This is a genomic window from Allokutzneria oryzae, from assembly GCF_042429765.1.
GTDB classification, from domain to species: domain Bacteria; phylum Actinomycetota; class Actinomycetes; order Mycobacteriales; family Pseudonocardiaceae; genus Allokutzneria; species Allokutzneria oryzae.
The window spans coordinates 483,047-496,113 of record NZ_JBHLZU010000002.1 but is presented as its reverse complement, the minus strand read 5'-3'; the positions used below and the strand labels follow the sequence as shown (position 1 = coordinate 496,113).

At 69.8% G+C, this 13,067-nt stretch carries 11 protein-coding genes; 3 read left to right on the top strand and 8 right to left on the bottom strand.

The window, feature by feature from the left end; genetic code table 11:
* Positions 1-98: 98 nt before the first annotated feature.
* The 6 genes from ACFFQA_RS02605 to ACFFQA_RS02575 are packed head-to-tail and all read right to left on the bottom strand — an operon-like array spanning position 99 to position 6,293.
* Positions 99-1,508 carry a benzaldehyde dehydrogenase gene (locus tag ACFFQA_RS02605; RefSeq protein WP_377849927.1) on the bottom strand — a complete coding sequence of 470 codons (1,410 nt, stop codon included), beginning with the start codon at positions 1,506-1,508 and terminating at the stop codon, positions 99-101.
* Positions 1,505-2,569: a bifunctional 3-oxoadipate enol-lactonase/4-carboxymuconolactone decarboxylase PcaDC gene (pcaDC, locus tag ACFFQA_RS38015; RefSeq protein ID WP_446681668.1), complete on the bottom strand. Its 1,065-nt coding sequence runs from the start codon at positions 2,567-2,569 to the stop codon at positions 1,505-1,507. The genes ACFFQA_RS02605 and pcaDC overlap by 4 nt, the downstream gene beginning before the upstream one ends.
* 44 nt (positions 2,570-2,613) lie before the next feature.
* A complete protein-coding gene (locus ACFFQA_RS02590; protein ID WP_377849925.1) occupies positions 2,614-3,915 on the bottom strand; it encodes a class-II fumarase/aspartase family protein in 1,302 nt (433 codons plus the stop codon).
* A complete protein-coding gene (gene pcaG, locus ACFFQA_RS02585; RefSeq protein WP_377849923.1) occupies positions 3,908-4,432 on the bottom strand; it encodes a protocatechuate 3,4-dioxygenase subunit alpha in 525 nt (174 codons plus the stop codon). Before pcaG ends, ACFFQA_RS02590 begins: the two co-directional genes overlap by 8 nt.
* Positions 4,429-5,133, bottom strand: a complete 705-nt coding sequence (pcaH, locus tag ACFFQA_RS02580) for a protocatechuate 3,4-dioxygenase subunit beta (RefSeq protein WP_377849922.1) — start codon at positions 5,131-5,133, stop codon at positions 4,429-4,431. Before pcaH ends, pcaG begins: the two co-directional genes overlap by 4 nt.
* Positions 5,130-6,293 (bottom strand): 4-hydroxybenzoate 3-monooxygenase, encoded by a 1,164-nt coding sequence (locus tag ACFFQA_RS02575; protein ID WP_377849921.1) that lies wholly within the window; start codon positions 6,291-6,293, stop codon positions 5,130-5,132. Before ACFFQA_RS02575 ends, pcaH begins: the two co-directional genes overlap by 4 nt.
* A gap of 406 nt (positions 6,294-6,699) precedes the next feature.
* Between ACFFQA_RS02575 and ACFFQA_RS02570 the strand changes: the two genes are divergently transcribed.
* Complete coding sequence (locus tag ACFFQA_RS02570) at positions 6,700-7,800, top strand: J domain-containing protein (protein ID WP_377849920.1); 1,101 nt, start codon at positions 6,700-6,702, stop codon at positions 7,798-7,800.
* Positions 7,801-7,867: 67 nt separating this feature from the next.
* Here the strand turns inward: ACFFQA_RS02570 and ACFFQA_RS02565 are convergent, their stop codons facing one another.
* Together ACFFQA_RS02565 and ACFFQA_RS02560 are read right to left on the bottom strand one after the other, a co-directional pair.
* Complete coding sequence (locus ACFFQA_RS02565) at positions 7,868-9,673, bottom strand: exo-alpha-sialidase (protein ID WP_377849919.1); 1,806 nt, start codon at positions 9,671-9,673, stop codon at positions 7,868-7,870.
* Positions 9,674-9,896: 223 nt separating this feature from the next.
* On the bottom strand, positions 9,897-10,577 hold the full coding sequence (locus ACFFQA_RS02560; protein WP_377849918.1) for a FadR/GntR family transcriptional regulator: 681 nt from the start codon (positions 10,575-10,577) through the stop codon (positions 9,897-9,899).
* Positions 10,578-10,678: 101 nt separating this feature from the next.
* On the opposite strand from ACFFQA_RS02560, the gene ACFFQA_RS02555 reads away from it, so the two are divergent.
* Together ACFFQA_RS02555 and ACFFQA_RS02550 are read left to right on the top strand one after the other, a co-directional pair.
* Positions 10,679-12,133, top strand: coding sequence for an MFS transporter (locus tag ACFFQA_RS02555; protein WP_377849917.1), 1,455 nt, complete (start codon positions 10,679-10,681; stop codon positions 12,131-12,133).
* Positions 12,130-13,065 carry a dihydrodipicolinate synthase family protein gene (locus tag ACFFQA_RS02550; protein WP_377849916.1) on the top strand — a complete coding sequence of 312 codons (936 nt, stop codon included), beginning with the start codon at positions 12,130-12,132 and terminating at the stop codon, positions 13,063-13,065. The genes ACFFQA_RS02555 and ACFFQA_RS02550 overlap by 4 nt, the downstream gene beginning before the upstream one ends.
* The last annotated feature ends 2 nt before the right edge of the window (positions 13,066-13,067 follow it).

Sequence of the window (13,067 nt, the reverse complement as noted above, 5' to 3'; positions counted from 1 at the left end):
CCGGCCACCTCGTCAGCCCCAGGTGCGGTGAGACTAACCCGGACGCGCGGCGCGGTTCCCGGATCGTCGGCGAGTGACCGGTTCGCCGGGATGAGCGGTCAGTTCCTCACGGTTATCCAACGCTGTTCAGTAAAAGCGTCGATATTGGCCGCGGCACCACCGAAACGGGCTCCGGTTCCGGACCAACGGACTCCTCCGAACGGCGCGTGCGCCTCGTCGTTGATGGTCTGGTCGTTGATGTGCGCCACACCGGTGGGAATCCGTTCGGCCAGGGCGAGACCGCCGACGACGTCGCGGGTCATGATCCCGAGCGAGAGCCCGTACTCGCTGTCGGCGGCGAGTTCCACCGCTTCGTCGTCCGTGGTGAACGGCAGCACGGTGGCGACCGGTCCGAAGACTTCCTGATCGTAGGCGGGAATCCCCGGACCGGCGTCGGCGAGCACGGTAGCGTTGTAGAACAGCCCTTCGTAGTCGCCACCGGTGACCAGTCGAGCACCAGCCGCGACGCTGGCGGTCACGATCCCGTGGATCCTGTCTCGTTGTGCCGCGTCGATGATCGGCCCGATGTCGGTGCTCTTCGCGACATCGGCCAATCTGTCCACATAGGACTCGTACAGCGACTCGTGCACCAGGTGGCGCCCGACGGCCATGCAGATCTGCCCCTGGTGGAAGAAGGAGCCATGAGCGCCCGCGCCCACCGCCACGTCCAGGTCGGCGTCGGCGAGGACGATCAGCGCGGAGTTCCCTCCGAGCTCTAGGTGGGCGCGCTTGAGGTGCCGTCCGGCGAGCTCGCCGACCGCGCGGCCCGCTGCCGTGGAACCCGTGAAGGAGATGATCCGCACGTTCGGGTCGGTCACCAGTGCCGCGCCGGTCTCGGCGTCGCCTGGCAGGACGTGCAGGAGCCCGTCAGGCAGTCCGGCTTCCTCGAAGATCCGGGCCAGTGCGACACCTCCGCACACCGCCGTGCGCGGATCCGGCTTGAGCAGGACCGCGTTGCCCAGTGCGAGCGCGGGAGCCACTGAGCGGATCGACAGGATCAGCGGCGCGTTGAACGGCGCGATCACTCCGACGACACCGACGGGAAACCGCTTGGTCATGCTGATCCGCGCGCTGCCACTGGGAATCACCTCGCCGAGCGGATGCGAAGGCAACGTGGCGGCCTCGTAGCACTCGGCAGCGGCGATGTGCAGCTCGAATCCCGCCTTGTCCGGTTTCGACCCCGACTCGCGCTCGATCCAACCGCTGAGTTCGTCCGAGTGCTCGCGCCACAGGTCGCCCGCTCGGCGCAACACGGCAGCTCTGTCCTCAAAGGACAGTGATGCCCAGTCGCGCTGCGCCCGCGCGGCCACCTCCGCCGCGCGCGCGACGTCCTCCGGCCCTGTCAATCCGACACGACCCAGCTCAGTGCCGGTGGCCGGTTCGACGACCGAGGCGTCACCACGCCCGCCCGGCTCCCAGGTTCCGGTGAAGACTCTGCCGTGCCAGCGCTTGTCGCCGAGGAGGCTCATTCGATGACTCCGTTCTCACGCAGGGTACGTTGCGCCACCTGGAAGGCGGAGTTCGCGGCGGGAACTCCGGCATAGACGGCGGTGTGCAGGATGACCTCACCGATCTCCTCGGCGGTAAGGCCGTTGCGAATGGCTGCTCGCACGTGCAGAGCGAGCTCCTCGTGGCAGTGCAGCGCGGTGAGCGCGGCCAGGGTGATGCAGCTGCGCGTACGCCGGTCCAATCCGGGGCGCGTCCACACCGCCCCCCAGGCGGCTTCGGTGATGTACTCCTGGAACGGTGCGGTGAACGGAGTCGGCCGGGCGGATTCCACGTGCGCGTCACCGAGGACTTCCCGTCGAACCTCTTCTCCAGCAACGCGTTTGTCCGGGCGAAGGTGGCCGAGGATCAGCGCGGTGAACTCCTCCGGCCGCTCCGCCACCCCGATGTGCGCGGCTCCGGGGACGACAGCGAGGCGCGAGTCCGGGATGCTCGTGGTGATCCGAAGTCCGTCCTCGGGCGGCGTGGCCTTGTCCTGCTCGGCGGAGATGACGAGGGTCGACGCGGTGATCTTCGGCAGCTCGTCGGCCAGGTCCATCCGCTGGATGGCCGTGCAGCACGAAGCGTAGCCTTCCGCCGTGGTGGCGGCGAGCATCTCCCGCCAGTAGCCGATGTCGCCGCAGTCCTCGGTGAACCAGCGGGCGAGCGCCATGTCCGCGACAGCCGCCGTCCCTCCGGCCCGCACCTTCTCCGCGCGCTGCCCCCACATCTCCTTGGTGCCGGGCGCGATGGAGGTGCAGCACAGCACGAGCCGTTCGATGCGCTGCGGGGCGTTGGCCGCCAACCACATGCCAACCATGCCACCGAGCGAGAGACCGACGTAGTGCACGCGGTGGATCCCCTTGTCGTCCAAGAGCTCCAACACGTCCGTGCCAAGTTCGGCGAGCGAGTACGGTCCTTGCGGCGCGGCCGAGCCACCGTGCCCGCGGTGGTCGTAACGGATCACCCGGTACCCGGCCTCGACCAGTGCGGGCACCTGCTCGTCCCACATGCGCAGATCACTGCCGAGAGCGCCGCTGAGCACCACGACCGGGCCGTTCTCCGGCCCTTCGCTCAGACTGTGCACCTTCACTGTCGTGCCCTCCTCAACGCCCGCTGGACGAACTCCCTGGAACTGCCTAGGTACTCGGCCGGATTCAGAAGCTCTCGCAGCCGCTCCCGGCTCAGGTGCGCCCCCACCACTGGGTCTCCGGCAAGGGCTTCGACGAGGTCACCCGCCTTGGCACAGCACGCGGTGACGGCGTCGTGCGCTTGCTGTCTACCGACCAAAGGCGTGAGCTCGGTCGTCACGCGTTCGGTCAACGTGCCACTGCCGAGGAGGTTCGCGCGCATCCGTTCCGGGTGGACACCCAGGCGTTCGAGGCTCGTGCGCAACCAGTACGCCGCAGAACCACTGGTGCGCAACAGGTCTACGAGTGGACGCCACTCGGAGTGCCACGCGCCGGCAGCGCGCTGGTGCTCCTGAACTCCGGCCTGCAACAACGTCGCCACCAATCCAGGAGCCTGGGTCGCACAGCCAAGCGTGGCGACCGCTGCGATGGGATTTCGTTTGTGCGGCATGGTGGATGAGCTTCCCGTGCCGGTCGGCCCCACTTCGCTGACTTCCCCGATCTCGGTCTGCGCGAGCAGTGTTATGTCGCGGGCGATGGTGCCGAGCACTCCGCACATTGCGCCGAGCGCAGCCGCGATTTCGGCGACTCGGAAGCGCATGGTGTGCCAGGGCACGACGGGTTCGGCGAGGTTGAGCCTGTGCGCCAGTGCCGCGACGACCTCAGGTCCCTTGTCGCCGAGTGCGGCCAGGGTCCCGCTCGCGCCGCCGAGCTGGACGGCCGGGCGGAGCCCTGCTACGCGATCAGCCGCTTCGACGAGGCCGACCAGCCAGCCCGCGGCGGTGGCCCCAAAGGTGACCGGAAGTGCTTGCTGGAGAAGAGTTCTGCCGGGTTGGACGGTGTCGATGTGCTCCTCGGCGAGCCTGGCCGCGCACTCGGCCGCGACGCGGACATCGGCGAGCATCACGTCCACACTGTTCGCGGCGATGATCATCGCGGCGGTGTCCAGGACATCCTGGCTCGTCGCCCCCTGGTGCACGTGTCCCCCGCCGACGCGGTCGCTCAGCGCGCGCACGAGCGGAGCAGCCGGGTTGCCCGCGCCCACCGACCCCCGTGCGAGCTCGGCGGGATCGTAGAACTCGGCCCGGCAGTGCCCAGCGATGTGATCGGCGTGTGCCCGGTCGATCAGCCCGACATCGGCGAGGGCCGCGGCGAGCGAAGACTCGAAGTCCAGCATCGCCTGAATCCACGCGGCGTCCGAGACCACCTCGCGCACCCTGCCCGCCGCGAGCACGCCATCGAACAGACCCGGTTCAGACATCGAAGAACACCGTCTCTCCTTCACCTTGAAGGCGGATGTCGAAGCGATACCCGTCCTTTGCGGGCTCGGCGAGCAACGTCTGTCTTCTCTCCACGGGAACGGAGGCGAACACCGGGTCGGCCATGTTGTCATTGTGCGGAAAGTAGATCCTGGTCACCACGCGGTGCAGGAGGCCACGCGCGAAGACTGACACGTCGATGTGCGGAGCCGCGCCGGGGAGCGCTCCAGGCAACAGCGTCAGGACTCCGAATTGTCCGTCCACAGTGGTCGGGCTGCGACCGAATCCTCGGAAGCCCGCAACGGCACCGCGAGGGTCGTCCGGATGGTCGAACCGGCCGTCGGGATCAGCCTGCCAAGTCTCCACCAGCCCGTCGGGAACGGGGTTTCCCTCCCCGTCGGTGAGAGTGCCGCGAACCCACACCGCGCCCGGTGTCCCCTCCGGTACGACGAACTCACCGTCCGGCCAGGGGAGTCCGATGTGGAGGAACGGGCCGACGGTCTGCGAAGGTGTGCTCATCGGTGCTCCGGAGTCTTGTCCCTGCCGCGCAGCACGATGTCGAACTCGAAGGCCAGCGCCCAGTGCGGCTGCGTCGCGGAGAAGTCGAAGCGGGCGATCATCAGCTTGCGGGCGCGTTCGTCCGGAACGGAGTTGATGATCGGGTCATGCGGGATCAGCGGGTCGTCAGGGAAGTACATCTGTGTCACAAGCCGCTGCGCGAACGCCCGGCCGAAGACCGAGAAGTGGATGTGCGCGGGGCGCCACGCGTTGTGGTGGTTGCGCCACGGGTACGCGCCGGGCTTGATGGTGACGAACCGGTAGCGGCCGTCGGCGTCGGTCAGCGCGCGGCCAACGCCGCCGAAGTTCGGGTCCAGCGGCGCCGGCCACCGGTCGCCGGTGTGCCGGTAACGTCCGGCGGCGTTGGCCTGCCAGATCTCCACCAACGCGTCGGGCACACCACGGCCGTCGCCGTCGAGCACCCTGCCGTGCACCAGAATCCGTTGCCCCACCGGCTCTCCGGCGTGCCCGAGAGTCAGGTCGCTGTCCGCGCCGGTGACCCGTCCGGGCCCCAGCAGCGGGCCGGTGATCTCGGTCAACCCGTGCGGCAGCAGCACGAGGCGCTCGTCGGGATGGCGCAGCCGCGTGGAGCCGTAGTCCGGCGAGTCCAGCAGCGGGTGGGTCCCCTCCGGGTCCCTGCGGTATCCGGTGATCGGGTTCACGCGTCCTCCGAAGCGCCGACGTAGTCCTGGGCGAGAGCGGTCGCCGCGGCGGTCGACGACGCGACGGACCGCAGCCGCGCCAGGCTCAACCGCCGTTCGAACGGATCGGCCGAGCGATGCAGCATGGCGGTCATCTCCGAGGAGAACCGCTCCGCGCGCCAGACCCCGCGCAACCTGGTGTCCGAATAGGACAGAGCGTCTCCCTCACGGCCGTGCAGCAGCCACGCGGTGAGCGCCCTGGACAGCAGCCGCACGTCGGCGACGGCGAGGTTCAGCCCCTTCGCGCCGGTGGGCGGCACGATGTGCGCGGCATCTCCGGCGAGGAACAGCCTGCCGTAGCGCATCGGCTCGGCGACGAACGCCCGCATCATGGTGATTCCCTTGTCCACCAACGGCCCTGGCACGAGCTCGAAGTCACCGTCCACCTCGAGCCGCAGCGCCAGCTCGTCCCACACCCGCTCGTCGGACCAGTCCTCCATCCGCTCATCGGGGCCGACCTGGAGGTAGAGCCGGGTCAGCTCCGCCGACCGCATGCTGTGCAACGCGAACCCGCGCTCGTGATGGGCGTAGATCAACTCGTGGTGCGCTGGCGCGGTCTTCGCCAGGATTCCCAGCCACGCGAAGGGGAAGACGCGTTCGAGGCAGGTCAGCTCGCTCGCGGGTATCGCGGACCGGCTCACCCCCCGGAAGCCGTCGCACCCGGCGATCACATCGCACCGCAGGACGTGCTCGCGCCCGTCGGCATCGGTGAACCCCACGCTCGGCCGGTCACTGGTGACGTCGTGCAGCACCACGTCGGAGACCCCGAAGCACGGTTCGCTCTCGGCGGCCTCGACCAGGTCCCGCACCACCTCCTGCTGCCCGTAGACGGTGATCGACCGCCCGGTCAGCTCGGTGAGCGGCACCCGGTGGTCGGCCCGGTCGAACCGCAGCGAGAAGCCGTGGTGCTCAAGCCCGACCCGGTCGAGCCGATCACCGAGCCCGGCCTCGCGCAGCAGCTCCACCGTCCCGTGTTCGAGCACCCCGGCCCGGATCCGCCCGAGCACGTGCTCCCGCTGCCGCGACTCCAGCACGACGGCGTCGACGCCCTCCAACCGCAGCAGGTGCGCCAACAGCAGCCCGGCGGGGCCGGCCCCCACAACAGCGACCTGAGTCCGCATCCGCCCTCCTCCCGTTCCCCACACCTTCCCCACCTCCTCCCGCCGCCCACACCCCGCCTTCCACTCACCGGAAGCCCTCCGGCGAGACCACGCCTTCGCTTACCCAGAGCGATCGACAACCTCCCCAGACACCGCGACGAGCAGGCGAATGGCGAGGCAACGCCCACGAACAGCCCCGCAGCACCAGGCGGGACGAAGTTGCGCCATTCGCGGGCTTATGGCCCCTTTTACAGAAGTCGAGGCGTCCATAAGCCCGCGAATGGCGCCGGTTGGGCGACGCGGGGGTGGGTGCGGAAAGTAGTGGGGCGCGAGGAGAGGGCCTGGTTGGCGGAGCACCCGGACGGGGTGATCATCACCGAGAGCGACCACATAGGGTGTTCACGCGAGCACAGGAGGTAGGCACAAGTTGGGCTTGGTCGACTACTACGAGCTGCTCGGCGTCTCCAGGACCGCCTCGGCTTCGGAGATCAAGACCGCGTACCGCTCACTGGCGAAGGTCATGCATCCCGACGCCGGGGGCACCGCGGGCACGTTCCGGCTTCTGCGCGAGGCGTACGAGGTCCTCGGTGATCCGGTGCAGCGCGCGAGCTACGACCGGGGCGGCGTCGCCGTGGCGAGCCCGGCGGGCGGGGGAACCGCCACCAGGACCCGGCCGCGCCCGGCGCGCAAGCGCGACTTCGGCACCGACCCGGACTTCGAGCCCCCGGCCTCCCTGCTCGACCCCGAGGACATCCCGTGGTGGGACGAGGTCGATCCCGCGGCCAGGGTCCGCTACCTGCCGGTGACCAGTCCCGGCCACGCGCCCGCAGTGTCGGCGGTCAGCGGCTGCGTGCTGCTGCTCGCGCCGGTGCTCGTGGTGGACCTTTCGCCGCTGCTGCTGACGTTGTGGCTGGTGACGGTGCTGGGAGCCACGATGGCGATGCTCCGGCTGGCCCGCCGCTACGTGGCGTCCGGCCGGGCTGACCGCGAGTTCGCCGCGCAGGTCGGCGGCCACCAGGTCTTCGGCAAGCCCGGAACCGAGCGGGACCAGGTCGCCGAGCGCCGCACCGCCGAGCTGCTCGGCGACTACCTGACCCGCCTGCCCGGCGCGCGGATCTTCCACGGCCTGTCGCTGCCCGGATCGGTCTTCGCCGACGTCGACCACGCGGTGCTGTGCGGGCGGCGCCTGGTGCTGATCGAGTCGAAGCTGTGGCTGCCGGGCCACTACGAGGCCGACGACGACGGCGAGCTGTGGCGCAACGGCAACCCGTTCCGCGGCGGAGCGGTGCGGCTCCCCCAGGCGGTCGCGGCCTTCCGCAAGCTGATGCCCGGCGTGCAGGTCCGCGGCGCGGTCCTGATCTACCCGAGCCGCACGGGCACGGTCAGCACCGGCGAGCCGCCCAAGATCCCCGCCCCGCCCATGACCCCCGAGACCTTCGTCCAGGAGCTGGGCGCCTGGCTGGCGGAGGACCCCACGGCCGTGAACCGCAAGGCCCTCCGCACCGTCCTCGACCGCGTCGTCTCCTGACGCGCCATTCGCGGGCTTATGGACCTTCGCGAGCGCGCTCAGAGGTCCATAAGCCCGCGAATGGCTTCTAGCGGGAGACGGAGTCGAGGGGGAGGTGGAGTTCCAGGTTGCGGGGAAGGGACTCGTTGGAGGTGCGGAGGCGGTTGAGCTCGTGCGCCGAGAGGGCACGGCGGTAGACGCGCACCTCGTCGATCTCGCCGCGGAAGCGCTGGGTGCCGTCCAGGCGCTGTCCGATGTGGACACCGCTAACGCCGAACTCCTTGCCCGCTGTCACCGAGCCCGCCGGGGCGTCCGCCGACGCCACTTCCGCGCCGTCGACGCGCATGACGAACTTGCCGGAGACACGTTGCAGGACAACGTGATGCCACTGCTCGTCGTTGTACGGGTTCGCCGAGGAGATCGTGACCGTGCCCTGTTCGGCGCCCAGGAACGCGCGGAGACGTCTGTCATCCGGCTCGGCGCGCAGCCACAGGCCAGGAGTCGGGCCCTCGCCCTGGCGGTAGGCCCACAAGATCGTCCGCGCACCCGAAGGTGAGCCGTAACGGAACCACGCGGCGACCGTGAAGTCCGAGGCGTCCAGGTCCACAGCGGAGGAGTACGGGATCTCGACGTACCCCGTTCCGTCGAAGCTGAGTGCCTTGTCGAAGTGTCCGTCCACAGTGGTCGCGCCGCCGCGCACGTAGGCGCGGTCGAACGGGGCCGAGCGGTCCGGTGTCGTCGGGCCGGGAGCGGGCGGGCCGGGAATGCCCGGCGGGGTCCCGTTGGGTTTCGCCAGGTACTCCTCCGTGAAGCGGGCGAAGCGGATCGACTCGTAGGCGCTGGTGGTTCCGCCTTCGTAGAGCAGGCCGGTGCGACCGGCGCCCAGGGCCACCATGTCGGAGTACGCGGCGGGTCCCCAGTGGATGACCTTGCCCTGCTTCCACGTGTCCCAGGTCCTGCCGTCGTTCCGGCTGGACCGCACCGTCATCACCTCGCGGGACGCGGCGTGCGCCGGAGCCGAGAAGAGCAGCCTGGGCCCCAGCCGGATCGTCGCGCCCTGGATCACCGGCGCCACCAGACGCGGATCTGTCGCGAATGGACGGTCGAAAGTCGTTCCCCCATCGGAAGAAGTCGCAAAGGCACGGTGCCCCGGATCGGTGCCGTCCTGGTCCCGAGCTGCCACCAGGACGCGGCCGTCGGACAGCTCGATCGGGCTCATCTCCTGCGGCTTCACGGTCTTCGTGGTGCGGTCGTCCACCGCGCCGATGCGCCACGTCATGCCGCCGTCGTCACTGAGCAGCAGGTGCCCGCCCTGGAGCACACCGTCCCGGCCCTCGTGGTTCCCACCGACCACCATGCGGCCGCTGCGGAGCTGGATCCCGTGCGACGGACCCGTTGCGTACCAGTAGTCCCACTCCGGACGCGTGGCCTGGGCCGCGATGTCGCGCGGAGTCGTCCACGTGACGCCGTTGTCGTTGCTGTACTGGACGTAGGGCGTGCGCTTGTTGTCGTTGTCGCCCGGGTTGTGCGTGCTGAGCAACACGATGCGCCCGGTGTCGCGGTCGACGATCGGCGCGGGGTTGCCGATGGTGTCGGCGCCCATGTTCGCGACGAGCTTGACCGGCCCCCAGGTCGCGCCGCCGTCGGTGGAGCGGCGCACCACGAGGTCGATGTCGCCGTCGTCGCCGCAGTCCTTCACGCGGCCCTCGGCGAAGGCCAGCAGGCCGCCGTCCTTCGCCCGGACGATCGCGGGGATGCGGAAGCAGCTGTAGCCGCCGGTTCCCTTGGCGTACAGGACCTGCTGGTCGAACTCGGGTGTCGCGGCGACCGCTGTCGCAGGGACGGCACCCACGATCAGAGCAACTACCAAGGCACGTAAAGGAACCAGCGTCATCGCGGTCTCTCCTTCTCGGCGAGCCTGCACATCAAGTCGTCCCGAGCCCCCGAGCTGGCACCACCACCCCGTGCACGCGTGGGCCGGCTGGCGTGGTCGGGGTTTTCGCGTTTTGTCACCTTCTTGCGCAAAAGAGCGCTCCCATTTCGCATCAAGGTGACAAAACGCGAAAAGCGGGGCGTGCGGGTGAGGGCGCCAGGGGGTGGTGAGGTGGTGTTACGACCTAGTCCTTCTCGGCGAGCCTGCTCATCAGCGTCGCCACTCGGGTCTCGATGTCGGCGAAGTGCTCGGTCATGGCCGCCCGCGCGGCGGCGGGGTCGCCGGTGCGCAGCGCGGCGACGATCTCGCCGTGGCCGTGGCCGATCTCCTCGGCCGCCTTGCCCGGCGGCTCGATCTCGGCTTCCAGGCGGTGGTAGACCGTCCAGAACAGCGCGATCAGCTGCAAGGCGAAGTCGTTGCCCACCGGGCGGTAGAGCGTCTGGTGGAAGCGTTCGTCCGCGTCCTTCTCGCCCGACTCCATCCGCGCGGTCAGCCCGTCCAGCTCGGCGAGGAAGTCCTCGTCGGCCAGCGGGACGACCTTGCCGATCAGGTCGGTCTCCAGGATGCGGCGGATCTCCACCAGGTCCGCGAGCACCGAGGCGTCCTTGCCGAGCGACTGACGCGCCTGGAACAGCAGCCCCGGGGTGAACGCGGTGATCGGCGCGGCGCCGACGAACGTGCCGTAGCCGTGCCGGATGTCCACGATTCCCAAGGTGTGCAAGGCACGCAGCGCCTCGCGGACGGAGTTGCGGCTCGCGCCGAGCTCGTCCATGAGCACCGGTTCGGTCGGCATCGACTCCCCCGGGGCCAGGCCCCGGTCCAGGATGAGATCGACGATTCGGTCCTGCAGCTGTGGTCTCGCCACCACGTCCGCCCCTCTTGCCAGCCGCTCGGCCGGCGCGTAGCTTCCCTGGACATCCTACGTCCTACGTTGGATGTTTGGCCAGGGTGGAGCAAGGAGGCTCTATGGCCCGGACCCGCTGGTACCACCAACTGACCCGCAAGGACTGGAAGGCGTTCGCCGCTGCCTGGCTCGGCTACGCACTCGACGGGTTCGACTTCGTGCTGATGGGCCTCGTGCTGACCGAGGTCGCCGCGGAGTTCGAGCTGGACACCGTCACCGCCGCGACGCTGTTGTCCGCCGCGTTCATCTCCCGCTGGTTCGGCGGCCTGGTGCTCGGCGCGATCGGCGACCGGCACGGCCGCAAGCACGCCATGGTGCTCAGCATCGTGCTGTACTCCGTCGGCACCTTCGCCTGCGGCCTCGCGTGGGGGTACTGGCCGCTGTTCGTGGCCCGGCTGGTCGTCGGCATCGGCATGGCCGGCGAGTACAGCGCCAGCGCCACCTACGTGATCGAGAGCTGGCCGCGAGCGTTGCGCAACCGGGCCAGCGGCTTCCTGATCTCCGGCTTCTCCCTTGGCGGAGTCGTCGCGGCGCAGGCGTACCGCTTCATCGTCCCGGAGCTCGGCTGGCGGGCGCTGTTCCTGGTCGGCATCCTGCCGATCCTGCTGGCGCTGTGGCTGCGGCGCGGCCTGCCCGAGGCCGCCGACTGGGAGCACCAGAACGCCACCAGCGACGAGCGCACCTTCGTCGAGGTGCTCTACCAGGGCAAGAGGGCCGTTGCGAACATCGCGCTCACCGTTGCGGTGGGACTGGCGCTGTTCGGGTTGTTCACATCGGTCCCCGCCGCGTTGTTCTGGCCTCTCGTCGTGGTCGCGGCTGCCGGGCTGGTGACCTTCGCCGCGCAGTTCGCCGGGAAGCGCACGCCCATGATGATCACGTTGATGGTGGTCGTGTTCTGCGCGTTCCTGTACTCGTGGCCGATCCAGGCGCTGCTGCCCACCTACCTCAAGACCGAGCTGGGCTACGCCCCCGCGCAGGTCGCGGACGTGTTGTTCTTCGCGGGCTTCGGCACCATGTTCGGCTGCTGCCTCGCCGGGTTCGTCGGTGACTGGCTCGGCACGCGGCGCGCGTACAGCCTCACCCTGCTCGCCTCGCTGCTGTTCGTGCTCCCGGTGTTCGCACTCGGCGGGAACCAGTTGCTGCTGCTGGGAATCCTGCTGTTCTGCCAGCAGGCGCTCGCGCAGGGCATCTCCGGAATCCTGCCCAAGTTCGTCGCCGGGTACTTCGACACCCGGCAGCGCGCCGCCGGACTCGGCTTCACCTACAACGTCGGTTCGCTCGGCGGGGCGGTGGCACCGGTGCTCGGTGCCGCCATCGCCGAGCAGACCGGGCTGGCGACCGCGCTGGGCGGGTTGACCTTCGGGCTGACGCTCGTGGTGATCCTGCTCGTCGCGGTGGACGCGCCCGCGAGGGTACAACGCCTGTTCCACTCCGGCGACCTCGTGGTCGACCGCACGGTGGCCGCCGACCAGGTGGCACCGGAGCTTCGCACGGAAACGGAGAACACCCAGCCATGACAGCTCTGCCGAACTCGGGCGTCATCCCTCCACTGTGCACACCGCTGACCCCGGAACGGGAGGTGGACGCCGCTTCCCTTGAGCGCCTGGTGCACCACCTGCTCGACGCGGGCGTGCACGGGTTGTTCGTCACCGGCTCCACCGGCGAGGTCGGCTACCTGACCGACTCGGCCCGCGCCCGCACCCTGGAGATCGTCGCGGGCGCGGCGGCCGGGCAGGTCCCGGTGCTGGCCGGGGTGATCGACACGGCCACGCCGAGGGTGGTCGAGCAGGCGCGGGCGGCGAAGGCGCACGGGGCCGACGTGCTCGTGGCCACCGCGCCGTTCTACGTGCCGACGGACCCGACCGAGTTCGGCGGGCACTTCCGCGCCATCCGGTCCGCCGTCGACCTGCCGCTGGTCGGCTACGACATCCCCAGCTCGGTGCACAGCAAGCTGCCCGCCGAGGTCGTCGCCGAGCTCGCCTCGGACCGTGTGCTGGACGGGCTCAAGGACAGCAGCGGCGACCTCAACGGCCTGCACGCGGTGCTGGACCTGGTGCGCGGCACCGGTTTCCCGGTGTTCAGCGGTTCGGAGACGCTGGCGGACGTGAGCCTGCGCTGCGGCGCGAGCGGCCTGGTCCCCGGCATCGGCAACGTCGATCCGCACGGCTACGTCCGGCTCTACAACGCCGCCCGGCGCGGCGAGTGGGACCTCGCGCAGCGCGAGCAGGACCGGCTGCGGCGGCTGTTCCGGCTCGCAGCCGTCGGCGACCGATCGCGGATGGGCGGCTACTCGTCGGCGATCGGCGCGTTCAAGGAGGCGCTGGTCGCGCTCGGCGTGATCGACAACGGCACCACCAACCTCCCGATGATCCAGCTCAACGACAGCGAACGCGCCGCCGTGCGCGGATACCTCGTGGAAGCCGCCCTGCTCCCCAACGCAGAGGAGTGACC